General features: G+C 61.1%; 25 protein-coding genes and 1 pseudogene. 16 read left to right on the plus strand and 10 right to left on the minus strand.

Annotated features, from left to right (window positions below; all coding sequences use genetic code 11):
* The first annotated feature begins 64 nt into the window (after positions 1-64).
* Together PQQ52_RS26425 and PQQ52_RS26430 are read left to right on the plus strand one after the other, a co-directional pair.
* Positions 65-1,366, plus strand: coding sequence for an NCS2 family permease (locus tag PQQ52_RS26425; protein ID WP_408217901.1), 1,302 nt, complete (start codon positions 65-67; stop codon positions 1,364-1,366).
* 232 nt (positions 1,367-1,598) lie between these two features.
* A complete protein-coding gene (locus PQQ52_RS26430) occupies positions 1,599-2,132 on the plus strand; it encodes a cytochrome b (protein WP_408217904.1) in 534 nt (177 codons plus the stop codon).
* Positions 2,133-2,243: 111 nt separating this feature from the next.
* On the opposite strand, the gene PQQ52_RS26435 is transcribed toward PQQ52_RS26430, so the two are convergent.
* A complete protein-coding gene (locus PQQ52_RS26435; protein WP_325046338.1) occupies positions 2,244-2,534 on the minus strand; it encodes a DUF1488 family protein in 291 nt (96 codons plus the stop codon).
* Positions 2,535-2,959: 425 nt separating this feature from the next.
* Here PQQ52_RS26435 and PQQ52_RS26440 point away from each other — a divergent pair, with 425 nt between their 5' ends.
* A complete protein-coding gene (locus tag PQQ52_RS26440; protein ID WP_408217907.1) occupies positions 2,960-4,999 on the plus strand; it encodes a sigma-54-dependent Fis family transcriptional regulator in 2,040 nt (679 codons plus the stop codon).
* Between the two features lie 79 nt (positions 5,000-5,078).
* Entirely contained in the window at positions 5,079-5,411 is a 333-nt protein-coding gene (locus PQQ52_RS26445; protein ID WP_408217910.1) for a 2Fe-2S iron-sulfur cluster-binding protein, read from the plus strand.
* Here the strand turns inward: PQQ52_RS26445 and PQQ52_RS26450 are convergent.
* Positions 5,408-5,602, minus strand: a complete 195-nt coding sequence (locus tag PQQ52_RS26450; protein ID WP_408217913.1) for a YqaE/Pmp3 family membrane protein — start codon at positions 5,600-5,602, stop codon at positions 5,408-5,410. The two genes, PQQ52_RS26445 and PQQ52_RS26450, sit on opposite strands and share 4 nt — an antisense overlap.
* An 80-nt stretch (positions 5,603-5,682) precedes the next feature.
* A complete protein-coding gene (locus tag PQQ52_RS26455; protein WP_408217916.1) occupies positions 5,683-5,877 on the minus strand; it encodes a DUF1653 domain-containing protein in 195 nt (64 codons plus the stop codon).
* 312 nt (positions 5,878-6,189) lie between these two features.
* Between PQQ52_RS26455 and PQQ52_RS26460 the strand changes: the two genes are divergently transcribed.
* On the plus strand, positions 6,190-6,627 hold the full coding sequence (locus tag PQQ52_RS26460) for a YciI family protein (RefSeq protein ID WP_408217919.1): 438 nt from the start codon (positions 6,190-6,192) through the stop codon (positions 6,625-6,627).
* 37 nt (positions 6,628-6,664) lie between these two features.
* Here PQQ52_RS26460 and PQQ52_RS26465 read toward each other — a convergent pair whose 3' ends face one another.
* Positions 6,665-7,309, minus strand: a complete 645-nt coding sequence (locus PQQ52_RS26465) for a helix-turn-helix transcriptional regulator (RefSeq protein ID WP_325046830.1) — start codon at positions 7,307-7,309, stop codon at positions 6,665-6,667.
* Between the two features lie 384 nt (positions 7,310-7,693).
* On the opposite strand from PQQ52_RS26465, the gene PQQ52_RS26470 reads away from it, so the two are divergent.
* The 3 genes from PQQ52_RS26470 (at position 7,694) to infA (ending at position 9,132) form a co-directional block, all read left to right on the plus strand.
* Positions 7,694-7,912 carry a hypothetical protein gene (locus tag PQQ52_RS26470; protein WP_028194708.1) on the plus strand — a complete coding sequence of 73 codons (219 nt, stop codon included), beginning with the start codon at positions 7,694-7,696 and terminating at the stop codon, positions 7,910-7,912.
* A gap of 530 nt (positions 7,913-8,442) precedes the next feature.
* Positions 8,443-8,724 carry a hypothetical protein gene (locus PQQ52_RS26475; protein WP_035557986.1) on the plus strand — a complete coding sequence of 94 codons (282 nt, stop codon included), beginning with the start codon at positions 8,443-8,445 and terminating at the stop codon, positions 8,722-8,724.
* A gap of 135 nt (positions 8,725-8,859) precedes the next feature.
* Entirely contained in the window at positions 8,860-9,132 is a 273-nt protein-coding gene (infA, locus tag PQQ52_RS26480) for a translation initiation factor IF-1 (RefSeq protein ID WP_007177610.1), read from the plus strand.
* A 330-nt stretch (positions 9,133-9,462) separates the two neighbouring features.
* Here infA and PQQ52_RS26485 read toward each other — a convergent pair whose 3' ends face one another.
* The gene (locus tag PQQ52_RS26485) at positions 9,463-10,206 is read right to left on the minus strand and encodes a GntR family transcriptional regulator (protein WP_408217923.1); all 744 of its coding nucleotides are present in this window, start codon (positions 10,204-10,206) and stop codon (positions 9,463-9,465) included.
* A 319-nt stretch (positions 10,207-10,525) separates the two neighbouring features.
* On the opposite strand from PQQ52_RS26485, the gene PQQ52_RS26490 reads away from it, so the two are divergent.
* A complete protein-coding gene (locus PQQ52_RS26490; protein WP_408218137.1) occupies positions 10,526-11,701 on the plus strand; it encodes a cyanate transporter in 1,176 nt (391 codons plus the stop codon).
* On the opposite strand, the gene PQQ52_RS26495 is transcribed toward PQQ52_RS26490, so the two are convergent.
* Complete coding sequence (locus PQQ52_RS26495; protein WP_408217926.1) at positions 11,683-11,994, minus strand: hypothetical protein; 312 nt, start codon at positions 11,992-11,994, stop codon at positions 11,683-11,685. The genes PQQ52_RS26490 and PQQ52_RS26495 overlap by 19 nt on opposite strands.
* Positions 11,995-12,341: 347 nt before the next feature.
* On the opposite strand from PQQ52_RS26495, the gene PQQ52_RS26500 reads away from it, so the two are divergent.
* From PQQ52_RS26500 to PQQ52_RS26515, 4 genes are all read left to right on the plus strand, one after another.
* A complete protein-coding gene (locus PQQ52_RS26500) occupies positions 12,342-14,492 on the plus strand; it encodes a S8 family serine peptidase (RefSeq protein WP_408217929.1) in 2,151 nt (716 codons plus the stop codon).
* 77 nt (positions 14,493-14,569) lie between these two features.
* A complete protein-coding gene (locus tag PQQ52_RS26505; RefSeq protein ID WP_408217932.1) occupies positions 14,570-16,399 on the plus strand; it encodes a tetratricopeptide repeat protein in 1,830 nt (609 codons plus the stop codon).
* Positions 16,400-16,580: 181 nt separating this feature from the next.
* Positions 16,581-17,156, plus strand: a complete 576-nt coding sequence (locus PQQ52_RS26510; RefSeq protein WP_408217935.1) for an ANTAR domain-containing response regulator — start codon at positions 16,581-16,583, stop codon at positions 17,154-17,156.
* 10 nt (positions 17,157-17,166) lie between these two features.
* Positions 17,167-18,318, plus strand: coding sequence for a CmpA/NrtA family ABC transporter substrate-binding protein (locus PQQ52_RS26515; RefSeq protein ID WP_408217937.1), 1,152 nt, complete (start codon positions 17,167-17,169; stop codon positions 18,316-18,318).
* Positions 18,319-18,325: 7 nt separating this feature from the next.
* On the opposite strand, the gene PQQ52_RS26520 is transcribed toward PQQ52_RS26515, so the two are convergent.
* Both PQQ52_RS26520 and PQQ52_RS26525 read right to left on the minus strand, forming a co-directional pair.
* On the minus strand, positions 18,326-18,508 hold the full coding sequence (locus PQQ52_RS26520) for a hypothetical protein (RefSeq protein WP_408217940.1): 183 nt from the start codon (positions 18,506-18,508) through the stop codon (positions 18,326-18,328).
* Between the two features lie 457 nt (positions 18,509-18,965).
* Complete coding sequence (locus tag PQQ52_RS26525) at positions 18,966-19,406, minus strand: ester cyclase (protein ID WP_408217942.1); 441 nt, start codon at positions 19,404-19,406, stop codon at positions 18,966-18,968.
* 58 nt (positions 19,407-19,464) lie between these two features.
* On the opposite strand from PQQ52_RS26525, the gene PQQ52_RS34620 reads away from it, so the two are divergent.
* On the plus strand, positions 19,465-19,596 hold the full coding sequence (locus PQQ52_RS34620) for a WH2 domain-containing protein (protein ID WP_459252559.1): 132 nt from the start codon (positions 19,465-19,467) through the stop codon (positions 19,594-19,596).
* Here the strand turns inward: PQQ52_RS34620 and PQQ52_RS26530 are convergent.
* Positions 19,560-20,012 carry a DUF1269 domain-containing protein gene (locus PQQ52_RS26530; RefSeq protein WP_408218139.1) on the minus strand — a complete coding sequence of 151 codons (453 nt, stop codon included), beginning with the start codon at positions 20,010-20,012 and terminating at the stop codon, positions 19,560-19,562. The genes PQQ52_RS34620 and PQQ52_RS26530 overlap by 37 nt on opposite strands.
* 126 nt (positions 20,013-20,138) lie before the next feature.
* Positions 20,139-21,029: pseudogene (locus tag PQQ52_RS26535) on the minus strand (LysR family transcriptional regulator); the annotation flags it as partial.
* A gap of 638 nt (positions 21,030-21,667) precedes the next feature.
* Between PQQ52_RS26535 and PQQ52_RS26540 the strand changes: the two are divergent.
* Together PQQ52_RS26540 and PQQ52_RS26545 are read left to right on the plus strand one after the other, a co-directional pair.
* On the plus strand, positions 21,668-22,732 hold the full coding sequence (locus PQQ52_RS26540; RefSeq protein WP_408217945.1) for a Dyp-type peroxidase: 1,065 nt from the start codon (positions 21,668-21,670) through the stop codon (positions 22,730-22,732).
* Positions 22,725-23,528 carry a family 1 encapsulin nanocompartment shell protein gene (locus PQQ52_RS26545; protein WP_408217948.1) on the plus strand — a complete coding sequence of 268 codons (804 nt, stop codon included), beginning with the start codon at positions 22,725-22,727 and terminating at the stop codon, positions 23,526-23,528. The genes PQQ52_RS26540 and PQQ52_RS26545 overlap by 8 nt, the downstream gene beginning before the upstream one ends.
* Positions 23,529-23,543 lie beyond the last annotated feature (15 nt).

Below are 23,543 nucleotides of genomic sequence, written 5' to 3' on the forward strand. Positions count from 1 at the left end.
ATTTGCTGCGCATAGCCCGTATCAACCACAAGAAACGCTTTTTGAACAACGAGAGACCCGCCTCATGGACTCCATAAAACGATACTTCGGCTTCGAAGCCGCCGGCACCAACCTGCGCACCGAGGTGCTCGCCGGGCTCACCACCTTCCTGACGATGGCCTACATCATCTTCGTCAACCCGGCGATTCTCGGCGACGCCGGCATGCCGAAAGACGCGGTGTTCGTCGCGACCTGCATCGTGGCCGCGCTGGCCTCGCTGATCATGGGTCTCTACGCCAACTACCCCATCGCGCTCGCGCCCGGCATGGGCCTGAATGCGTACTTCGCGTACACCGTTGTGAAGGGCATGGGCTTCACATGGCAAGCCGCGCTTGGCGCGGTGTTCATCTCCGGCTGCCTGTTCCTGATCGTCACGCTGTTTCGCGTGCGCGAAGTGATCGTGAACGGTATTCCTCATTCGATACGCATCGCGATTACCGGAGGCATCGGCCTCTTTCTCGCGATCATTTCGCTCAAATCGGCCGGCGTGGTGGTCGGCAATCCCGCCACGCTCGTCACGCTCGGCGACCTGCACAACCCGCATGTGGTCCTCGCCGTGATCGGCTTCTTCGCGATCGTCGCGCTCGACTATCTGCGGGTGCGCGGCGCGATCCTGATCGGCATTGTCGGCGTGACGGTGCTGAGCTTTTTCTTCGGCGGCAATCAGTTTCACGGCATCGTCTCCGCGCCGCCGTCGATTGCACCGACGCTGTTCCAGCTCGACATTCGCGGCGCGCTCTCCGGCGGCGTGCTGAACGTGATCCTGGTGTTCTTCCTCGTCGAACTGTTCGACGCGACCGGCACGCTGATGGGCGTGGCCAATCGCGCCGGGCTGCTGGTCGAAGGCAAGCTGTTTCGGCTGAACCGCGCGCTGCTCGCCGACAGCACGGCGATTCTCGCCGGCTCGATGCTGGGCACGTCGTCGACCACGGCGTATATCGAAAGCGCGTCGGGCGTGCAGGCCGGCGGCCGCACCGGCGTGACAGCGATCACCGTCGCCGTGCTGTTCCTCCTGGCGCTGTTTTTCGCGCCGCTGGCAGGCGTGGTGCCCGGCTATGCGACGGCGCCGGCCCTGCTGTACGTATCGTGTCTGATGCTGCGCGAAATGCTCGATCTGCCGTGGGACGACGCCACCGAAGTCGTACCGGCCGCGCTGACCGCGCTGTTGATGCCGTTCACCTACTCGATCGCCAATGGCGTCGCGTTCGGCTTCATCTCGTATGCCGGCCTGAAACTGCTGACCGGGCAGGCGCGCAAAGTGAAACTGGTGGTATGGATCATCGCAGCGATTTTTCTGTTCCGGTATTTCTACCTCGGCAGCGAATAAGCACACTGGCCTGACGCGAAAGCACGGAACAAGACGCGGCGTGGCGATGCGTGATCGCCGCGTCACGCCTCGCGTCCCAGCCCGGCTGAAAGCACGGTGGCAGCGTCGCCGTGTCTGGCCATGTTTCGGTCTGAATCAACAATCGTTTATTGAAGGCGCCCGTTCCGGTCGGGCACCCTTTATCATCCGATGATTGATAAAAACCAACGAACTGGTCACAGGAGTTCCCTGCATGTCGCCCTACAGCCGCGCCTCGGACCGTTATACGACGCCCGCCATCTTCTTCCACTGGGCGATCTTTCTGCTGGTCGCGCTCGCTTATCTGGCAATCGAAATACGCGGACCGAAAGGTTCCGACAGCCGGGCCTTCTGGAGCAGCGTGCACTTCTGGGCCGGCACCCTCGTGCTGGCACTGTCGGTTCTGCGCCTGCTGTGGCGGCTCTGGGCCGGCGCGCCCGCGGAAATCGAAGGCAATCGGCTATTCGCGTTTCTGGCGCGGGCCGCCCATCTTGCCTTGTACATCTTTATCTTCGCGCAGCCGCTGCTCGGCATTCTGATGGTCAATGCCGGCGGGCATCCCGTGACGCTGGCCTGGGTCAACCTCAATTACACCCTGATCGGCGCGGATCCGATTGCGCGGCCATTGCTCAAGACGGTGCATGAGTGGCTTGGCAATGCGTTTTACTGGGTAATCGGATTGCACGCGCTTGCGGCGATTGCGCATCACGTGGTGTTCAAGGATCGGACGCTGCGGCGCATGATTTGATCCGCTATCCGACCCACTTCCAGTCTCTAACGCATGCGGCATCGGCGCTTGCGCTCGCAGCACCTTGAACTGACAGAGCCGCGCGGATTCACTCAACCGCGCGGGGTACGCTCAGTTGCGCCAGTTCGCTTCATAGAAACGCACGTAGCCGCTCCTCAGTACCAGACATTGCGCCCGCGTTTCCGATAGCAGACGCCGCGTCGCTGCTTCGATCCGGGTCCGGTGCGCGTCGAACGCGCCGACCATGTCCTCCAGACGCGGCGATGCGGCGCCAAAGTGATCTTCCAGCGCCTCGGCCGTGATCATGCACTCCACCCTTAGCCCATCAACCATTGCCGGGAACGCCAAGGTAAGTTCGCGACCTGAATATTCAGGAGTTTCGTTCGGGAATAGGATCTGCATGGGAGTTCACCTAAAGGTTGGGTGCTGCGCATGGTGGATTGGTACTGCGCACGCTGGTTGAGTCTGGTCGCACTCGCAGCGCTTCTCCCTCCTTGTCGGATGCTGGTAGCGCGGGGTCGTCACCTGCCGCGGTCGACGGTATGGTTCGCGTCGCGCGGAGGTGATTTGATTTACTGTAGACGAGTTCGGGCGCTGCGCAAGTTTTCCTTTTTGTTTGCGCGATTCTGGTGCCCGACGCGGTATTTTTGGGCATTTTCCGCTTCATTTTCCGCGCCAACGCGACCCCGTTTTTCGCTGCCGAGCGGCTTTCGCCGGGGTCCTGTTTCGTCCTGTAATATCGGTGTTCGGCTGCAGACGTCTATGTTGCGCTGCGGAACGCAACGGCGGGCAACGCACCCGCCGGGTCCGATAACCGGAGACATGCCTTGATCCATCGTCCTGCCTCGCCGCCCACCATCGGTCGGCCAGATGTCATCGCGCAAGCTCATGCCCGCTCGCTCGAAGTCGGCCTGCGTGCGTCGGAAACGCCGGACTTTCATCCGCTGCGCCGCCTCGCGCTGCGTGAGCTCGTCGATCGTAATCAGTCGCTCTATACCCACGCGCTTCCTGTCATGGAGACGTTGCACGCGCAGATTGTCGACACGCAAAGCATGGTGCTGCTCACCGACGATCACGGCGTGATTCTCCACAGTCTCGGTGACAGCGATTTCGTCGAAAAAGCCAATCGTGTCGCGTTGTGTCCGGGCGTGTCGTGGGCCGAAGCGGATCGCGGCACGAACGCGATCGGCACGGCCCTGATCGACGGGCAGCCGACCGTCGTGCACGCCGGCGAGCACTTCCTGCATGCGAACCGGATCCTCACCTGTTCGTGCGCGCCGATCGCGGATCCGTTCGGGCGCACCATCGGGGCGCTCGACGTCAGCGGCGACACACGCGGCTTCCACAAGCACACGCTCGCGCTCGTGCGCATGTCGGCGCAGATGATCGAGAATCATCTGTTCTCCAATCAATTCGTCGACGCCATTCGCATCCACTTCCACGCGCGCGCGGAATTCATCGGCACGCTGTACGAAGGGCTCGCTGCGTTTGCGCCGGACGGCACGTTCCTGTCCGCGAATCGCAGCGCGCTGTTCCAATTCGGTCAACCACTCGCCGATCTGCTCCGGCAACCATTCGACGCCCTGTTCGGCACCGCCTTTGCCAGGGTATTGCAGCAGATCGCGCGCGCACCCGGCGAAAGCATCGTGCTGACGCTGCCAAGCGGCGTGCGCGTGGTGGCACGCGGCGAGTTTGCGGCGCCGCGTTATGTTGCTTCAGCGGCTTCAGCAGAAGGCTTTTTTGACGCGGCGCGCACAGCTACGTCCAGCGGCTCGCGTGCCGCGGCTCGGCCCTGCGAAGCAGCGCCCCTCGCCACACTCGAAACGCTCGATACGGGCGACGCGCAAGTCTCCGCGATCCTGCGGCGTGTCGCCAAGCTGCGCGGACGCGATATTCCCATTCTCGTACTCGGCAAAACCGGCACCGGCAAGGAGTGGCTCGCCCGCGCGATCCATCACGATTCGCCGCGACGGGCCGCGCCCTTTATCGCGCTGAATTGCGCGTCGTTGCCCGATACGCTGATCGAGGCAGAGTTGTTCGGTTATGAAGACGGCGCGTTCACCGGCGCGAAGAAACGCGGCAGCGTCGGCAAGATCGTGCAGGCCGACGGCGGTACGCTTTTTCTCGACGAAATCGGCGATATGCCGCTTGCGCAGCAAGTGCGCCTGATGCGCGTGCTGCAGGAACGCACTGTCGTACCGCTCGGTGGCACGCGAGGGATTCCGGTCGATCTGCGCATCGTCTGCGCGACCCACCGCAATCTGCGCGCGATGATCGAAGCCGGCACCTTCCGCGAAGACCTCTATTACCGGATCAACGGCCTCGTCGTCACCTTGCCGGCGCTGCGCCAGCGTAGCGACCTGGCGGCGCTCGTCGAGCGCATGCTGGCGTTGCAGCCGGATGGCGAGCGCCTGCCACGGCGCGTGTCCGATGAGGTGCTGGAACGGTTTGCGCAATGCCGCTGGCCCGGCAATCTGCGGCAACTGGCTAACGTGCTGCGCACCGCAAGCATCATGGCCGAAGGCGCTGAACAGATCGAACTCGAGGATTTGCCGGAGGATTTTCTGCAGGACTGCGAGGATGCGCCGGCCGACGAAAGGGCCCAACGGGCTGTGGCGCTTTCAGGCCTTTCAGGCAACGGCAATGCTGGTGACGGGCGCGAAAAACCGGCCGCGACGGTGAATGGGTCGCCCGCCCGGATGGAAGATTGGCAGGCCACGCTGATCGCGCAAACGCTCGCGCGACTCGACGGGAATGTGTCGGCGGCGGCACGCGAGTTGGGGCTGGCGCGAAATACGGTGTATCGGTATCTGCGGCGTGGGGGGCACAACACATTGACGCACAACGTATCAACCGGGCAACGCTGAGGCCCAAGCATTCGGCGGCGTGCTGTGAGCGCGTTGCGCAACGTGTAAAGTGTGGCGCAATCCGTCACACGCTCACACGATGTCCGACTCCACCCGCCCGCCTCTCGTCCGCATCGAGCCGCTCGGCCAAAGCTTCGCAGCGCCCGCTTCGCTCACGATTCTCGAAGCCGCCGGCTTTGCGAATCTGCGCCTGCCACGCTCGTGCCGCAACGGTACGTGCCGCACTTGCCTATGCAAAATGACGGCGGGACGTGTGCGCTACACAATCGAGTGGCCGGGTCTCAGCCGGGAAGAAAAAGCGGAAGGCTACATCCTGCCGTGCGTGGCGATCGCGGAAACCGACGTGGTGATCGAAGCGCCGGACGCGCTTGAGTTGCCGCAGCCCGGCGCACGACCTCGCATTCAGCCTTAACGGCCGTTGCCCATTGCCCGGGCGATTTTCTTATCGGTGGTGTACTGACTCAATGCATACACCGACCAGATCGCGGCCGGAATCCAGCCGATCAGCGTGATCTGCAAGATCAGGCAGATGATCCCGGCAAACGGCCGGCCGATCGTGAAAAACTGAAACCACGGCAGAATGATGGCAAGCAATAGACGCATTCAGATTTCCTGTTTGTATTAGCCTCGCAGTACACGTTCAGCGGAGGCGGTCGCGCTTGCGATCGCTTGAACGGGCCCGCCTAGTTGATCGGCGCGAAGCGCGGCACCTTGATGCCGTCGAGTTCGATCAGCTCGAAAAACACCGAGGCCGGACGCGTCCGGATCGTACCATTGCTGGCTTTGTAGACGATCATCGTAACCGTCGGATCGGACTCCAGCGTGGCCTCGCAAACCAGCTCGTAAATACCGCCTTTGTAGTGTCGATAACGCACCATTCAACTACTCCTGTTCCGATCGACGGAATTTTTATAAGCGGGCCGACGCACTCCGAAACAGAGCACGTGCTTGTGTTGCGACCGTCATTTTAAACGCCTGCCGGCGCGCGAACGATCGCTGGCGCAGGCTACGCTGTCGCCATCGGCCGTCCTTTCGCCTCGTGCCTGAACGGTGGCATGTAAGTACGCTAAATTTTCTGACGGCAGTGTCGATTTCGGGCATTCCGATTCGTCGTCGTGGTAAGAGCCCCGTGGATACTGAACCGGCTTCGGGGCCGTGCGGCTCCAACAACTCAATCAAGGAGAAGGACAATGCGCGTCATGGTAATGGTGAAAGCGACAAGCGATTCAGAGGCCGGCACAATGCCCAGCACGGAACTGCTTGCGGCAATGGGCAACTTCAATGAGGAGCTCGTGAAGGCAGGCGTGATGCTCGCGGGTGAGGGCTTGCACCCGAGCGCGAGAGGCAAGCGGGTGCACTTCTCGGGCAGCCAGCGGGCCGTGATCGATGGTCCGTTCACGGAGACCAAGGAACTGGTCGCGGGGTTCTGGCTGTGGCAAGTCAAGTCGATGGAAGAAGCCGTCGAATGGGTCAAGCGCTGTCCAAATCCCATGATCGGCGACTCCGAGATCGAAATTCGCCCCCTATTCGAAGCCGATGATTTCGGCGCGGAACTGACACCCGAGTTGCGGGCCCAGGATGAGCGCCTGCGCGCCGAGGCCGAAGGCGCGGCGAACAGGCCGCTCTGATACAGGGTGCTGGGGCTCCACGGCGAGTTAAGGGCCGTCAGCCCCCCTCTTTCATCTGCTTCAGAATCTTATAGACGGTGGCGCGCCCCATCGTCAGTACCGCGGCCACATAGTTCGCGGAACTACGGCCGCGAAACGCGCCTTGCGCGTGCAGCGCCTCGACGATTTCCCGCTTGTGTTCGCGCGTGAGCGCATTGATGCCGATTTGCCGTTCACGCAGCCAGGTGTGCAGGAACGTATTGATGCGGTCCTGCCAATCGTCGCGGAAAAGTTCCTCCGCCGGCGCGTCGGTCAGATTGCCGCCTTTGATGAACAGATCGAGCGTGGAGCGCACATCTTCGAACACCGCAATGTTGAAGTTGATGCACAGCATGCCGGCCGGCTTGCCCTCGTCGTCAAACAGGATGTTGCTCACGCAGCGCATGCGACGGCCGTCCCAATTGAGCTTCTCGTACGGCCCGATCGTCTGCCCGCGCGCCGCGTAGTGGACTTCGTCGAGCACCGAGGGGCCGCCGACTTCGAGCTTCGACAGGTTGTTCACGAGATATGCGATGGTTTGATCGCGCAGGTCGTGAATCACGACTTCGGCACACGGATAGAACAGCGCAGCGATGCCGTCTGCAATGGGTGCGTAGCGGTCCAGCAGCAGGTCTTTCACGGGAGAGACGGTTGTCTTGCGCATTGAGAAATCGCTGTGTTCGAGGAATGCGGCGCCGCTCTCGCCCATATGGGCCAGCCCAAACGGGTCAACCCAGCGGGTCAGCCTGAATAGGCCAGAAGGCGGTGCCTGGGGTATGGCCGGCAAGGCATAACGATGCCGGGTAGCCATGCGCTGCAACTCGCCATTGTAACGACCCTCAATCGGTGGCGGCGACCGCGACCGCACGGCGACAGCACAGCGGCCATTTTATTGCGGGGCCGCATCACGCGCAGGGCTTTGACGGGCGCTCGCCGGCATGCTGCCCAGATATTCCGGTTGTTGCATCCGCACACAACGAATTTTGTCCGCTTGGCGAGCGCTTTTTTTTCGTGCGATAAAAGAAGCAACTATTCCACGGAGCAACAGATGGCCACGCTCGAAGCGTTTCGCGCCGTGCTCGATGACGAAGGCACGCCGGAAATCATTCGCAATCACATCATCGATTCGTTGCAATACACCCTGCGCAATCACGGGCAGATTTTTACGTCGAAGGAAGTCGAATGGCTTGCCGGCTGGGATGATGCGCGCATTCCGCTCGCCGCTTCACGCGAACTGCAGAAGCGCGTCGCCGAAACCACCCGCTGAAGCTCAGCCGCCTTCGCCGTCAGACCCTCCGTCAGACGCGGCGCGCCGTTCGCGGCAGCCCTTTCTTGCTCAAAGCCCCACCGGTTGGGCGATTTGCCCGCGCGCGGAAGTTTTTGCTATCCAATTAGCCCCATTTAGTGCATCATATTGGAATAGCTGTATTCCGCATCCGCACTAACGGTAATACAAGCGGCAGCACAAAGCAGTATCAATCGGCGTCTCCGCACCACCCCCGACTGTTCGACCGCTGCCTGTCGGCGATCCCGTCACTCTGGCAATGCGCCGCCTGCATTCGCCGTCGCGAGTTGTGCAGCTGAGTTGTTCATTTACGCGCCCGGTGTCTGCGCGACATCAGCGTGTTTCTTCTCCATCGAATCCGCGATTTTGCGCGGTCGCGCTCATGCCCTTGCCGTCGGGCCTGTGCCAATCTTTTTCCATGGCTGCGCGCCCCAAGGTGCTGCGCAGCCGGGCCCGTTGTGCCGCGCGTAACACGCGTGACACGGGGGCCACGTAATACAGGACCATGCTTCATGAATTCAGTTGTCAAGACGTACAAGGGTTACGAAATTCACCCGCTCGTCTACCCGCGCCGTCCGGCGGACGGTCAGACGAGCCGGAATCCGGACGCAGGTTACGACGCGTCGGTGCGCATCTGCCGCGTGGGCGCCAATCCGGCAGCCGACGGCCGTGTGTTCCGTCTGCAGTATCTGTTTCCGTTCGACGGCACGGGCAAGGCGCGCATTGCGTGCATGGCCCACGCCGAGCAATTGATTGACGGCCGTGTAGACGGCCAGTCCGTCGCCGATCTTTGAGCGGTACTATCAGCGAATCAGCTGGTGCCGCAGCGCAGCTGGCCTGTAAGCCAACTGTCAACCGTATCAGATGTTGCGCCAGGCGGCTTAGCCGCGCGGCCAACACCCACTTATCCCATCGACCAGGAGTTATGCATGGCGAAAGAAGAACTGCTTGAACTTGACGGTATCGTCGACGAAGTACTTCCGGATAGCCGTTACCGCGTGACGCTCGACAACGGCGTCGTGGTTGGCGCTTACGCGTCCGGGCGCATGCGCAAGAACCATATCCGTATTCTCGCGGGCGACCGCGTGACGCTGGAACTGTCGGTTTACGATCTGACCAAAGGCCGGATCAACTTCCGTCACAAAGACGAGCGCGCCACCGGTGGCGGCGGCGCACGTAATTCGCAATTCCGTCGCCGTTAAGGCCGGCGGCACGCTGACCGTTTGTTAACGGTTGTTGCGTGGCCCTTTGCTGTTCGTTGTTCGCGAAGCCTTTCGCGCGCCTTCTCCGGCTTGATTTCCTTGACTCGGGCCTGAGCGGCGCGCTGCGGCGTCGCATGAGTTGCATGCTTTGCAACCGCGTTCGCATCCGCTTTGCACCACCCTTTGCACCACCCTCTTCTGCGCTGTGTCTGGCCGACCGTTTTGCTGAGTCGTCTTGCGCATAGCCGCAACTAGCGCCCGCCCCAGCGGCTGGCGCCGTCTTTCCGCAGTCGGGTGTCTCCCACTCTTACATACTGCGCTGCTTCTTTTTTACCCGCCGAACACCGCACCGAGATCCTCTCCGGCGGCGCTCCTGCGCACCTGCTCGACCACCCGCTCCTCCAGTTCCGACAGATGCTCGCGCATCGCCGCCAGTGCCGCATGCAGGTCTCCCGCATCGAGTGCTTCGATGATCTGCATGTGCTCGTCCGCGGAACAAGTCGAACCCTTTGACGGGTCGAACAACGCCTTGTACAGCTCAGTCTTCGCGACGAGCTGCCCAACCAGGCCGAGCAATTCCGTCCCGCCTGCGAGTTCCGTCAACAACACATGAAACTGGCCCGCGAGCCGGACGGATTCCTCGATTGCACCGGCGCGTGACGCCTTCTCTTCGCCACGCACGTGGGCACGCAGGCGGCGCTTGTGGGCCGCGCTCAAACTCCCGCACAAAGCCGCGACAATGCCCGCCTCGACAATCTGCCGGGCGCGATACACCTGCCGAATATCCTCTTCCGACGGCGACGGCACAAACGCGCCCCGATTCGCCGCGAGCACCAGCTTGCCCTCAAAGCCCAGCCGGGCGAGCACCTTGCGCAATGCGCCGCGCGTACAACCGAACGCCGCGGCAAGATCGCGCTCGACCAGTTGCGCACCCGGCCGCAGACGGCCTTGCAACAACGCCGCGCTGATCGACGCGTAAATACGCTCTTCGACGCTGATCGAGTCGTCGCCGATCGTGGTGTGAAGCGGCGTTTCTGTATCGGCAGACGATGCACTTCGGGAACGTGGGGCCATGGAACTCAGTAACGGGAACGGAGCGATATCGCCCGGCATTCTAGCGGCGGCGGACGGCAAATGCCATGCGCGTATGACGCCACCTATACCGGACATCAGTTAAATGGTTAACCATTTTAGGTTATTATGGTTGACCAAACCGAGTCGAGAATAGATTTTTCACCTCGTTCGACGTTCTTGTCCAGGCATGCCACCACGGTCGCGCAGCTTCTTTCGCGCTTGCGGGCGGCGGCCATCTCTCACACTCAGGTCCATCGTGAATTCGCACCCCAGCGCCACTCCCGCCCGTACCGACGCCAACGCCACATCCCATGCGTTGATGTGGCGGGATGCCTTATGGCTGTGCGTCATCGTGGTGATCGGTATCAATCTGCGGCCCCTGCTGACGTCGATCAGTCCTTTGATGACGACGATCCGCGCGGCAACCGGCCTGAGCTTTTATGGCGCTTCGTTGCTGACCAGCTTGCCGGTCGTCGCGATGGGCATCGGCGCATTCGGTGCCGGCGCGTTGACCCGCACGATCGGCGAAACGCGCGGCGTCGCGCTCGGTTTGCTGGCGATCGCGCTGGCGTGCGGCGCGCGCTGGGCGACCGGAAGCGGTGCCGCCCTGCTGCTGACGGCGACGCTGGCGGGCGTCGGCGTCGCGGCAATTCAGGCTCTGCTGCCCGCAGTCATGAAGCAACGCTTCCACGCACGGGTGCCGCTGGCGATGGGGGTCTTCTCGGCGTCGATCATGGGCGGCGGTGGCTTGGGGGCAAGCTTGAGTCCGTGGGTGAGCAACGCGATGGGGTCGTGGCATGCGGGCCTCGCGGTGTGGGCCATTCCTGCTCTGATTGCACTGATCTGCTGGTTGGGCTTGAATCTTCAGCCTTCGACCGGCGCTGCGGCACACGCCGCTCCTGCCAGCCCCGTGGCGCTTCCGCTGTGGCGTAAGCGGCGCGCGTGGACGCTTGGCCTCTACTTCGGCATCGTCAATGGCGGATATACGACACTCGTCGCGTGGCTGCCGGCGTTTTACCAGCAGCGTGGCGTGAGCGTCGCGGATAGCGGGTCGTTGCTTGCCAGCATGACTGTGTTTCAGGCTGTGTCCGCTCTATTGCTTCCGCTAGCCGCGGCGTCGTTCCGCGATCGGCGGCCGTGGCTGGTTCTGGGTTTGTCCGCTCAACTAGCTGGCTTGCTTGGCTTGATCCTGTGGCCCGACGCAGCACCATTGGTCTGGGTCGCTGTTGCCGGCGCCGGACTTGGCGGGACGTTTTCGTTGACGCTCGTAACGGCCATGGATCATTCGGCCGATCATCGCGTCGCGGGAAGGCTGGTTGCGTTTACCCAGGGCGTCGGATTTATCGTGGCCGCAGTCGCGCCCGTTTTTGCCGGGATCGTTCGGGGTTGGAGCGGCGGGTTCGGGGTCGCATGGATCATGCTGGCAGCGAGCGTGGCCGCCATGATTGCAGTCAGCCGTCTGTTTTCGCCCCGGAGTTATGGGAAGTGGTATTGATTGCCGCGCTTCTTTCCTCCCATCACCCTGCCTGACCGGGCGTAGCACGCTCTACGAGACCGGCTGAGTCCGATCCGTTCGCCCGCGTGACTTGGGCCTGGCTGTGCCTGCTGCACCTGCTGCACCTGCTGCACCTTCTGCACCTTCTGCACCTCCTGTACCTCCTGTACCTCCTGTACCTCCTGCACCTCCCGCACCTCCCGCACCTCCCGCACCTCCCGCACCTCCCGCACCTCCTGCACCTCCTGCACCTCCTGCACCTCCTGCACCTCCTGCACGACTCGCGCGGCCACGCGGCTAAACCACGTCCACAGTCTTACGCGTCAAGTAACTTATCCGACGAACAAACAGCCAAGCCTGATGGCTTATATCAATCAGGCTATTTATTATCCTGCTCACGCCATTCACCGAGCGCAACTACAAGAAATCAGGGAGCTAACTGACAACGTCGGAAGGTGGCGCACAGCATAAAAGCGCTGTCCACATTGATTAGTTAGGAATCTTAATACAGTCGAAACATAGCCGGTGCGAGAAGAGCACAGATGGCGCGTGGTTCGTGGATCCGGCTTATGTCCGCAGTACGACTACTTCATAAAAACAGGGGCAATCATTTCTATATGTCGTACGAGGTAGAAAAGAGATGCAGAAAGAGAGACGCGGGGGCAAGCGGAACGGTGCCCTCAATGCCGTAACAGATATCGGCGCGCTGTGGCCACACATTAAAACGCGCCGCCTGCGTGGCGCTGCGGCCTGTTTACCCTTTTCGCTGGCGCTCGCAGCGTGTGGCGGCAACAGCGGCAGCGATACGACCGCAACCACAACAACGCCGACGCTTGAGAAGACAGCAGCATTGGCAGCTTCATCCAGTAGCGTTCCACTGCAGATGTCGTTGAAAATGAACGCGAGCGGTCTGTCATCAGAAGCGTCCAACGATCGCTTCATTATCAAATACAGAACCGGCACCGCAGAAGGTGGATCAGCCTCTGCGGTCCAGTCGAGACTGGACCGGCTCGCAGGTGCATTTCCTGCAAAAGCACGCCATTTGCGCCGCATGAGTATCGGTTCCGACGTGGTGACCACTGCCAGAAAACTGAACGGCAAAGACGCCAGGACGTTCATGCGCGCCATTGCCTCGGATCCCGACGTCGAATACATAGAAGCCGATACGGAAATGTCCGCGGCGATGGTTCCGAACGACCCGGAATATAGCAAGCAATGGGGCCTAACCTCCAACCAGAAACCCGGCATCGCGACAGCGGGTATACGGGCAGAAGGCGCGTGGGATATGGCAAACGGCGCGGGCGCCGTGATCGCAGTGGTGGATAACGGTGTCACCAGTCACAGCGATCTGAATGCCAACATCCTGCCCGGTTACGATTTCACTGCAAACAACCGGGGTGGCAACGGCACCAATCCAGGTATCACCACGGAGAAATGTTCGGTTCAGTGGCATGGCACGCACGTCGCGGGCATCGCGGCTGCGCTGACCAACAACGGCAACGGCATAGCCGGGGTTGCGCCTGCGACCAAGGTCGTCCCGGTCCGGGTAATGAACGCGTGCGGAACCGGCTATACCTCCGACATCACTGACGGCATTGTGTGGGCAGCCGGCGGGAGCGTGGCGGGCGTGCCCGGTAACCCCTACCCGGCGAAGGTGATCAATGTGAGTCTCGGCGGCGGCGGTTCCTGCGGCACGACTTTTCAGAACGCCATTGATTACGCCACCAGTCGAGGTGCCGTAGTCGTCGCAGCAGCCGGCAACAATAGCTTTAGCGCGACGAAATTCTCGCCGGCGAACTGCCGGAACGTGATCAGCGTCGGTGCAATTAACCGCCCTGGCTTAAGGTATGTGGAGTCGAACTTCGGGCCGGCAGTCGATCTTGCTGCACCCGGCGACTCGATCTGGTCTACGTACAACAACGGGACCGCCGCCCCAGGCACCGAAGGGTATGGATACAGTTCCGGCACGTCGATGGCAGCGCCAATGGTTAGCGGAGTTGTCGCGCTTATCCAGTCGGTGGCGCCTACGCCCTTAACCCCGGCGGAAATACGAACCGTGCTCACGCAGAATGTTCAACCGTTTCCCAACGGCAAGCCAGATCAGCCGATCGGGGCGGGCATTCTGGATGCGACGGCAGCCGTCATAGCCGCCAGGTCCGGAAAGATTCCAGCAGCGGCGAATTTTACGTGCTCACAAAGTGACCAGCTCATGCACGTGTCATGTACGGACCTGTCTACCGCCAGAGGTTTACCGATCAAGTCATGGAGCTGGAATTTCGGCACGGGTGGCGCTGATGCTGTATCCACGCAATCCGTCAATCCGGAGATCGACTTCGAGCAGCCCGGCACTTACGAAATCACGTTGGCAGTGACCGACATCAACGGCGCCGTCAGCAGGTTGACTCGACGCTTCGACGTCGCCCCGATGCTCGTCACGGATATCACCGGCGACGACTACGGTGTCAGATTTCCGCTCCAACCTTCTGACAAGCTGTATTTCTCGGTGACCGTCCCGCCGGGTGCAAGAAGCCTGCTGGTTCCGGTGGGAATGAAGAGCCTCGCATTCAACCTCCTGCCAGCGGCATCCGGTGACGTCGCAACGCTTTACGCCAGGCAATTGACGGCTTCAATGGTCAATCCAGACTGCACATCCGTCATGTCAGGCGGTAAGCCCGCCACCTGCACATTCTCCGGCCCGGTGCCAGCAGGGACGTATTACGTCATGGTGAGCGCCACCAAACCAATCGACGATATCCGCATCCAGTCTGTTGCTACTTACTATTCTCCATAAGTCGGCTGCACACGAATAACGCCCCTGTACCGCAGCAATGCAACAGGGGCGTACTTCCCACAATTCATGGGCAAACGATGAATGACAATGACACAGCTGTGGACGTTCTCGTCGCACGTGCGGATGCAGCTTTTTCCGCGCGTCGTATGACTGATGCGATGGACGCTTATCAGGAAGTGCTAACCCGGCGCCCGCGCGATGCCCATGCGTTGCACCGCATGGGACTTTCCTGTGTTCATGTGAATGAGATGGATCGGGCGTGCGACTATCTGAAGCGGGCGCTGCAAGCCGCCCCTGAGCGGGCCGAGTTGTGGGAACACGCGGGCCTGCTGGCGGCATTGAAGCGTGACTACACATCGGCTGAAGCGTTCTATCGTCGCGCGCTGCATTTGAGCGGAGATACCGCCAGTCTTCACAGGAATCTGGCCGACTGCCTGCGATTGACCAACCGTCTGAGTGAGGCAATCGCCCACTACCAGACGTCCCTTGAAATCGAACCGCGTTCGCATCACGCCGCTCGCGCCTTGGCCAGGATCAGTGCTCAAATCGGGAGAATCGACGACGCCGCGCACTACTGGCTACGCGCGTGGGCGCTCGACCCTGCCAGCCTGCAAGATGCGCTCGATCTGGTGAAGGCCCTGGCAACCGCCAACCGCACGCGCGAGCTTGACGACGTGATCAGGCAAACAAGAACCCGCTTTGCCGGCGATGTCGAAGCGCTAAAGTCGCTAGCGTACGTGTTAAACACCAACGACCGCTTCAGCGACGCACTTAGCGTAGCCAGACAGGGGCTCGCGCTCGATCCGCACCACCCGCTCCTGCATCACAACGCGGCGCGCGCACTCAGCATACAAGGCAATCTCGCGGCAAGCCGCCAGCATAGTATGGAAGCGGCGCGACTCCTGCCGGACAGCCCCTACCTGCAGTTTCATCTTGCCGGCGTGCAGCTTGGCCTGGGCGAATTTGAAGAAGGCTGGCAGCGGTACCGATGGTTCTACGCACTCCCCGGCAAGGCAGAAGAACAGATTCGACTCGCCTTCCCTAAGTGGAACGGAGAGCCGGTCGCAGGGTGTCAGTTCCTGCTTGTTGGCGAACAGGGACGTGGCGACGAAATCCAGTTCCTCAGATTCGCCGAATGGCTGCATCGGCAAGGGGCAACCGTCGATGTACTGGTTAGTCCGCCAATCGCGGAACTGGCGACCAGCATGAAGCGCGTGAGGACAGTATTCACCACCTTGCCGCGCGGCCCCTATGAATACTGGTGCCATATGTTAAGGATGCCGGAGCATATGAAACTCGATTTACCCATGCTCCCTATTGCAATGCCTTACCTCACGGCAACGCCGGGAAAGGTACGGCGTTGGCAGACTCATATCGACGCTATTTCACGAAGCAAGACCCAAGCGAAAAACAAACACATCGGTGTCGTCTGGGCAGGTAGCCCGCACCACGCTCTCGACCGTTTCCGGTCAGTCCGGCTTGACGCGTTAAAGCCCCTCTTTTCGCTTGCGGCGACGACCTGGTATTCGGTGCAGAAAGGCGACCGCGAAAATGAGAGCAAAGACCTCGCGAATCACTATGACCTGCACACACTGGGACCCGTGATTGACGACTTTGCCGACACGCTAGCGATACTGAATACGCTCGACCTGCTCATTACGGTCGACACGTCCGTCGCTCATCTTGCGGGCGCAGCGGGGCTGCCTGTTTGGGTACTCGTGCCTGCCTGCCCGGAGTGGCGATGGTTGACCGACAGGACGGATAGCCCGTGGTACCCGTCGATGCGCCTGTTCCGGCAACGCAAGTTAGGCGAATGGGGCCCGGTGATCGAAGAAGTGCGCAGAGCGCTGTGCGAGTGGCGCGCCGCGCCCGCGGTCCAGCTTCGCCAACGCCAGCACGCTCACTAGCCCGCATCATGCGCCGCTTCGGTGCATGCCGCGCGCATGCCCCGTGCGAGTGCAGCCCCTGTTGTCCAGACCGTTGTCCAGACCGTTCGTAAGTCTGTGATTGTGCTGCTTTCGGCATGATCGTCATAGCATGGCATATCTGTTGCTTTATCCATAGTCAGCCGTCGATAAAACACACTCCATGCTGCGCGTCCTGCTCGTTACCGATACCGACAAACCCATTGGCGATCTGCGCGATGCCCTCTCACGCCTCGGCTACGAGATGCTGGCCGGTACGGCGACACCGCAAGCGCTGCATCGCGTGGTTCAGAGCGAACGGCCGGACGTCATCATCATCGACACGGAATCGCCATCGCGCGACACGCTCGAACAGCTCGCGGTAATGAACGCCACAGCGCCACGTCCCGTGCTGATGTTCAGCCATGACGCGAACCAGCAACTGATCCGCGACGCGGTCGGCGCCGGCGTCACCGCCTATCTCGCCGAAGGTCTCTCAACGGAACGGCTCGCACCGATACTCGAAGTCGCGCTTGCACGGTTTGCGCAGGAATCGCAGTTACGGGAACGCCTCGCGCAAGTCGAAAGCGAACTCGCCGAACGCAAGCTGATCGATCGCGCCAAACGCCTGCTGATGGATCAGCAGAAGATCACCGAACACGCTGCGTATGCGATCCTGCGTAAGCGCGCGATGAATCAGGGTGTCAAACTCGCCGAAGTCGCGCGCGTCGTCGTCGCGTCAGCAGACTCGCTCAAATGAAGCGCAGATCATGAACTCTCCCGCCTCCCTCACCTCATCGTCCGCGCCCGCGCCGCTCGAGAAAACCCATCTGAGACTCGGATTCGTGGCGCTGTCCGATGTCGCGCCGCTCGTCGTCGCGAAGCTGCTCGAATTCGGCCATGCACATGGTTTAACGCTGGAACTGTGCCGACAGCCTTCATGGGCTGCCGTGCGTGACAAGCTGCTGTCGGGCGATCTCGATGCGGCGCACGTGCTCTACGGTCTCGTCTACGGCGTGCAGTTGGGCCTGGGCGGTCCGCAAACCGATATGGCCGTGCTGATGGTGCTCAATCGCAACGGCCAGGCTATCACGCTGTCGAGCCGTCTCGCGGATGCATTGGCCGAACACGGCACCCTGACCAAGGCTCTGGCTACGCTGGGCCGTAAACCGGTGTTCGCGCAGACCTTCCCCACCGGCACGCATGCGATGTGGCTGTACTACTGGCTTGCGTCGCAAGGCGTGCATCCGTTGCGCGATATCGAGAGCGTCGCGATTCCGCCGCCGGAAATGGTGGCTGCGCTCGCGAAAGACAGGCTCGATGGTTTTTGCGTCGGCGAGCCATGGAATGCAATGGCGGAAGCGGAAGGCGTCGGCCGCACTGTCGCGTATACGAGCGAGGTGTGGCCCGATCACGCCGAGAAAGTGCTGGCGTGCCGGCGTGATTTCGTCAGCGCCAATCCGAATGCAGCGCGTGCACTCGTGCAAACGATGCTGGAAGCCTGCCGATGGCTCGATGGCGCCGGACACCGCAAAGAGATTGCGCGCTGGCTCGCACGGCCCGAATTCATCGGCATTGATGAAGCATTCATTGCGGAGCGGCTCGGCGACGAGATCGCGGCTTCGGCGCCGCGCGGCCTGCCCATGCGGTTCTTCGACAACGGGGCTGTGAATTATCCGCGAGCAGCCGAGGGGGCCTGGTTCCTCACGCAGTTCGAACGCTGGGGCATGCTCGACGCACGCACGGATTACGCGGAAATCGCCGCACAAATCAATCAGACGCAGTTGTATCGTGACGCCGCGGCACGCGTCGGCATCGCGGTGCCGGGCGACGACATTTCGCAGGTGTTGGTCGACGGCAAAGAGTGGGGCAGCAACACGCCATCCGCGGCTTATGCGCAGAGTTTCACCATTCGCGGATAAAGCGTACTCAGATCACGCTTACCGGAGGCGGCATCACACCGCTTTTAACGCGGGAAAACAGCACGCTGACCACGAGTCCGCCACCGGCCGCGTCGCTCAATGCGATCAGCGCGCCATCTACACGCGCGATTTCCCGCACGATCGACTGATGCGCGGTGTCGTTAAAAAATCGCCGGCGCGACAACTGCATCAACTGCGTGCGGCCAATGTATTTGTCGCGTGACCTGACCGGTGCGGCGGATACGCAAACGAGTGTGACGGCGGGGATTCAACACCGTTTCTGAAGCGTCTGGAACGGACAACGCATCTGAAAGCGCGAAAACTTTTCAAGCGTCCAAAGCGGAGCGATGCACGGCGAAGGTCAATCCTTCGTCGCGCATCGCTCGTTTGCTTTTTGATAGCTCCAGGCCATCCAGTAGCCTAGAATGAATCAGACCAGCCGATCGTGAGAAATGCCATGTCACAACCAAGCCGTGATGCCAGTAAGACGTTTCGCCAACGCCTGCTTTGGTTCATTGGACTGTGGCTGCTCGGTGTCACCGGAACGGCGCTCCTCGTGCTTCCGTTTCATCTTCTAATCGCTGCAGCCATGCATCACTAGCGTCAGCACCGTCCCTGACGTCTACGCGTGCGTGCATCAGGCGCAGTTAGCGCTGCTCAAGCGTTTTGGGCAACTGCCCAAGTTGCCGGAACACCGATAGCCAGTCCTCGAGGTGCCAGGTTTTCGCAATCAAACTTCCGCGCATCTGGTGGAAAGAGTGAATCGCGAAACTAATGTGTTTGGAACTAGCATCGATACCAAGCAGTTTCCCCGTTTGAGTGCCGCTGATCTCCGCGCGAACGCCCGCTCGATCGCCATGAATCAGCAAGTCGAGAATGGTGACTTTCATATCGGGAAGCGCGCTCGCAATGTCGGCGAACACCTGAATCATCTGGTCAGGTCCCGGAGCCGCCCCGGCGGGCTCTGGAATATATTCCCAATCGGGGGTGACGACCTTTCGTAACGACTCGACGCTTCGCTGCTCGATGGCACGATAGAACTCTTCAATCGCTTGACGCGTTATATCTTCGTTGGGCGTTGCGGTCATGTTCGGTTACTCCTGAAGAACGCTCACAGAAAAGCCTGGACCGAACCATCCTGCAGGCGTGCCGGCATCAAGGTTGCTAGCGGACATCCGGGATGGTACGCGGTTTGTTCTGAAGTCTACATCGACGAGCATCCGCGCGCTTCGCACGCGCAATCAGGGAAGCGGTCTGCGAAAAACGTGCCCGCCATAACCGAGCACGATATTGTCGACTTCAAACGGTGACGCCTCCTGCGCCTCAAGAATGAACGCAACGCTGCCGGAGCTCAGCTTGCTGGATATCGACGCGACCAGTTCGCTGTCGAGCGTGTCCTTGATCGCATGCCCAGCCAGTCCACCGCCTGCCCCTATCGTGAAGCCAATTAGCGCACCCGCCGGTCCGCCAAGCATCCCGATCAAACCGCCCGTCAGCGCGCCGAGCACGGTCCCCCAAAACGGGCGGGTCTGCTTGTCGAGCAGGATCAGTTTGCCTGTGGCGTCCTTTTGAACCAGCACGCCGCTTTCGATTTTGAAACCCAGGTCTTTTTCCTCGAAATTCCTGAAGTCCCGACCGGCTCTTTCGGCGACGTCGACACTGTCGAAAATCGCGACAACCAACTGTTGTGCCATTTGATCGCTCCTCGTATCGCTAACGGTATCTATCAAAGATAGTGATTTTCGCAGCGCATGCCATTTGTTTATTTCCGATTCATGGAATTGGTCGAAGTGGGAATCGAGCTCCGCGCGCGCCCTGCCGAGAATTGCCGGCGTGCAATTGTTCAGCATTGTCGCAATCAGCCGTACCCGTGCGGGTACCTGGCGTTGTGTCTGACTCAGGAGATTGAGCTCGAAGGGCAGCACCTCGAATTCCGGCAGTATGCGAACCAGCCGGCCGTCTGCTAATGCATCGACACACGCCGGCTCTTCGAGTACCCCGATGCCGACACCCGAGAGAATCATTTCATACATAGGCCGCCAATGACTGGTCTTGACCGCGGTACGGATCGGCGCGCTCTCCACCACGCTCACCCCGTGCCTCAGCGGCAACTGGTCTGTGCCGAACATGCCATGGACCCGAATGAACGGATGTTTTGCCAGATCAGACGGCTCAGCAATTGAACCGTGCTGGCTCAGATAGCCTGGCGCGGCAACAAGCACACGCCTAACCTGACCGAGCTGACGGGCCATGAAGACCCCTTCGCCAAGCTGCCCAAGACGAAACGAAATATCCACACCCTCCGTCGCGAGATCGACGATCCTGTCGTTCAGGACCAGCTCCAGATCCACCTGTGGATACGCTGCGCGCACCAGCGCTAACGCCTCCGGCACGACCGTCTCGCCAAAACAGTGAGGTGCCGCGATGCGAATCGTTCCCTTGATACCCTGCTCATCGTTCGACACCTCCGCGACCGCCTGCTCCACGGCGTGCAGAATCCTCTTGCTGCACGCGTAGAAGGTGACGCCTTCGGGTGTGCGTTTGAAAGCGCGCGCACTACGAAGCAGGAGCCGGCAGCCGAGGTATTTCTCAAGCCGCTCGATGCGCTCGCTCGCGGCCGGCTGGCCGATATTGAGGTCCCTTGCGGCGCCCGAGATGCTCCCTCGCTCAACCACCCTGACGTAGATGCGCATGGCTTCAAGCAGATTCACAGCATCTCACCTCCATTCGCAATGCGAATTAATCAGCACCGCCTTTGTCGCAGCGATATCGAGGCCTGAACGGAAAGGACCTTGCGTCTACCGGCTACGATAAGTCACTGAGTACACCGTCGCGTGAAAAAACGGGAATGAGGACAATCCGGTGAGCGCCTCCGGATAACCGGATGGTAGCGACGTGACAGGAGAATAGGAAGCGGCCAGACCCGATACGAAGTATCGAAGGTGAGGTAGACATTTGCGACAGAATCATGTCGAACGTGATCGCCACACAGTCCCAGCGGCGCTTGCCTGACACGGTGCCGACCCGCAGGCACGCGAAGCTCAACCGGTCGCCAGCCCGGCCTCGAACGCCGTATGCGAATTAACCTTTGCACGCTCGTACACTTTCCATAAAGTGCCCGGGCGGTATAACATCTGCCGATGTAGCGAACGCCAACCATGCCATGTGCATTTGCGCTTCTCCCGATGGCAAGCAGCACGCTACGGGTGCGTATGGCTGCCGCAGCAGCAAACGTGCTTCATGTCATTCGGACGAAATATTTGCGCCCGCCTCAAGCAGGTGATCACGAAGGCGGTGCGACATTCGTTTCATTCCCGGAATCAGTAACGGCTTATCAATATCCAATCCGATGCCCAAAGAGACCCCAGACGCCCCAGAACCGCAAGCCATCTGTAATGACATCACCCCTAGCGCGATCTTCATCGTCGCGACGGTCGAGGCCGGCCACGACTCAGCTGAAAAAGTGCGGGCGTGGTGTGGTGACATTGCCGCCCTGGTGCGTTCGGTCGGCAGGCGCTCGCCCTCACGCCACCTGTCGTGCGTGGTCGGCTTCGGCTCCGACGTGTGGGACACGCTGTTCGGTGCCCCGCGCCCGGCGAGCCTTCACCCGTTTCGCGAATTCGGTACGGGCGAACGCCGCGCGGTGAGCACCCCCGGGGATATCCTGCTGCATATCCGCGCGGATCATATGGACCTGTGTTTCGAGCTCGCCACGCAACTCGTGGGACGTCTCGGCGATGCAATCACGGTGCTCGACGAAGTGCACGGCTTTCGCAACTTCGATCTGCGCAGCATGGTGGGCTTCGTCGACGGTACCGAGAATCCGTCGGGTCGCAAGGCCGTCGAGTCGACTCTCATCGGTGATGAGGATCCGGCGTTCGAGGCTGGCACCTATGTCATCGTGCAGAAGTATCTGCACGACATGACAGGCTGGAACGCGCTTTCCGTCGAGACCCAGGAGCGCATTATCGGCCGCACGAAACTGGCCGACATCGAGCTCGACGAGGCAGTCAAACCGTCCTGTTCGCACAGCTCGCTCACCACGATCACCGAGAACGGCGAGGAAGTAAAAATCCTCCGCGACAACATGCCATTCGGCCGCCCGGGTATGGGCGAGTTCGGCACCTACTTCATCGGTTATGCCCGTTCGCCCCAGCCGATCGAGCTGATGATGGAGAACATGTTCGTCGGCCGGCCGCCGGGCAACTACGACCGGCTGCTCGACTACAGTCGCGCGGTCACGGGCAGCCTCTTCTTCGTCCCATCGGCCACGTTGCTCGAAGCGCTCGCGGATCGCGATCCGCAAGCTGCTCCCGCCGCGGAGCCACAGCCCGAACCCTCTTCGTCCAACGAGCCGCGTCACGACGGCTCGCTGAATATTGGCTCTCTCAAGGGAATTTCTCAACATGAATAACTTGCATCGCGAGCTTGCCCCCATCTCCCGCGCGGCCTGGTCGCAGATTGAAGATGAAGTAGCTCGCACTTTCAAGCGCAGTGTCGCCGGCCGTCGTGTGGTTGACGTCAAGGGTCCTGGCGGGACAGAACTGTCCGGCGTCGGCACGGGGCACCAGATCGCGATCGCCTCGCCACAGCAGGGTGTCGCGGCAAAACTGTCCGAGGTAAAGCGCCTCGTCGAGTTGACCGTGCCGTTTGAGCTGCAGCGCGAAGCGATCGACAGCGTGGTACGCGGCGCGAAAGATGCGGACTGGCAGCCCGCGAAGGAAGCGGCAAAGCAACTCGCCTATGCCGAAGACCGTGCGATCTTCGATGGATATAAGGCGGCGGACATCGGTGGGATTCGCGAAGACTCGTCGAATCCGCCGCTCGCGCTGCCGGCTGACATCGCCGATTATCCGAACGCGATCAGTAACGCGCTCGAACAACTGCGGCTTGCCGGCGTGGACGGCCCGTACTCCGTGCTGCTCGGCGCCGACGCTTATACGGCGCTCGGCGAGGCTCGCGATCAGGGTTACCCGGTTATCGAGCACATCAAGCGGATCGTGAATGGCGACATCATCTGGGCGCCCGCGCTCGCGGGCGGCAGCGTGGTATCCACGCGTGGCGGCGACTTCGAGTTACATCTTGGCGAAGAGCTGTCGATCGGCTATGTGAGCCACACGGACACGGTAGTGCGCCTTTATCTGCGCGAGACGCTGACATTCCTGATGCTGACGAGCGAAGCGTCGGTGTCGCTCACGCAAGCCGAATAACCCAAGCAGAATAAG

Source organism: Paraburkholderia sediminicola (assembly GCF_046030555.1).
GTDB classification, from domain to species: Bacteria; Pseudomonadota; Gammaproteobacteria; order Burkholderiales; family Burkholderiaceae; genus Paraburkholderia; species Paraburkholderia sediminicola_E.

Bases quoted from the DNA above. Each gene is read 5' to 3' on its own strand.
- PQQ52_RS26425 (WP_408217901.1), top strand. From the start codon at position 65: ATGGACTCCATAAAACGATACTTCGGCTTCGAAGCCGCCGGCACCAAC.
- PQQ52_RS26430 (WP_408217904.1), top strand. From the start codon at position 1,599: ATGTCGCCCTACAGCCGCGCCTCGGACCGTTATACGACGCCCGCCATC.
- PQQ52_RS26435 (WP_325046338.1), bottom strand. From the start codon at position 2,534: ATGCAGATCCTATTCCCGAACGAAACTCCTGAATATTCAGGTCGCGAA.
- PQQ52_RS26445 (WP_408217910.1), top strand. From the start codon at position 5,079: ATGTCCGACTCCACCCGCCCGCCTCTCGTCCGCATCGAGCCGCTCGGC.
- PQQ52_RS26450 (WP_408217913.1), bottom strand. From the start codon at position 5,602: ATGCGTCTATTGCTTGCCATCATTCTGCCGTGGTTTCAGTTTTTCACG.
- PQQ52_RS26455 (WP_408217916.1), bottom strand. From the start codon at position 5,877: ATGGTGCGTTATCGACACTACAAAGGCGGTATTTACGAGCTGGTTTGC.
- PQQ52_RS26460 (WP_408217919.1), top strand. From the start codon at position 6,190: ATGCGCGTCATGGTAATGGTGAAAGCGACAAGCGATTCAGAGGCCGGC.
- PQQ52_RS26465 (WP_325046830.1), bottom strand. From the start codon at position 7,309: ATGCGCAAGACAACCGTCTCTCCCGTGAAAGACCTGCTGCTGGACCGC.
- PQQ52_RS26470 (WP_028194708.1), top strand. From the start codon at position 7,694: ATGGCCACGCTCGAAGCGTTTCGCGCCGTGCTCGATGACGAAGGCACG.
- PQQ52_RS26475 (WP_035557986.1), top strand. From the start codon at position 8,443: ATGAATTCAGTTGTCAAGACGTACAAGGGTTACGAAATTCACCCGCTC.
- infA (WP_007177610.1), top strand. From the start codon at position 8,860: ATGGCGAAAGAAGAACTGCTTGAACTTGACGGTATCGTCGACGAAGTA.
- PQQ52_RS26485 (WP_408217923.1), bottom strand. From the start codon at position 10,206: ATGGCCCCACGTTCCCGAAGTGCATCGTCTGCCGATACAGAAACGCCG.
- PQQ52_RS26490 (WP_408218137.1), top strand. From the start codon at position 10,526: ATGTGGCGGGATGCCTTATGGCTGTGCGTCATCGTGGTGATCGGTATC.
- PQQ52_RS26500 (WP_408217929.1), top strand. From the start codon at position 12,342: ATGCAGAAAGAGAGACGCGGGGGCAAGCGGAACGGTGCCCTCAATGCC.
- PQQ52_RS26505 (WP_408217932.1), top strand. From the start codon at position 14,570: ATGAATGACAATGACACAGCTGTGGACGTTCTCGTCGCACGTGCGGAT.
- PQQ52_RS26510 (WP_408217935.1), top strand. From the start codon at position 16,581: ATGCTGCGCGTCCTGCTCGTTACCGATACCGACAAACCCATTGGCGAT.
- PQQ52_RS26515 (WP_408217937.1), top strand. From the start codon at position 17,167: ATGAACTCTCCCGCCTCCCTCACCTCATCGTCCGCGCCCGCGCCGCTC.
- PQQ52_RS26520 (WP_408217940.1), bottom strand. From the start codon at position 18,508: ATGCAGTTGTCGCGCCGGCGATTTTTTAACGACACCGCGCATCAGTCG.
- PQQ52_RS26525 (WP_408217942.1), bottom strand. From the start codon at position 19,406: ATGACCGCAACGCCCAACGAAGATATAACGCGTCAAGCGATTGAAGAG.
- PQQ52_RS26530 (WP_408218139.1), bottom strand. From the start codon at position 20,012: ATGGCACAACAGTTGGTTGTCGCGATTTTCGACAGTGTCGACGTCGCC.
- PQQ52_RS26540 (WP_408217945.1), top strand. From the start codon at position 21,668: ATGCCCAAAGAGACCCCAGACGCCCCAGAACCGCAAGCCATCTGTAAT.
- PQQ52_RS26545 (WP_408217948.1), top strand. From the start codon at position 22,725: ATGAATAACTTGCATCGCGAGCTTGCCCCCATCTCCCGCGCGGCCTGG.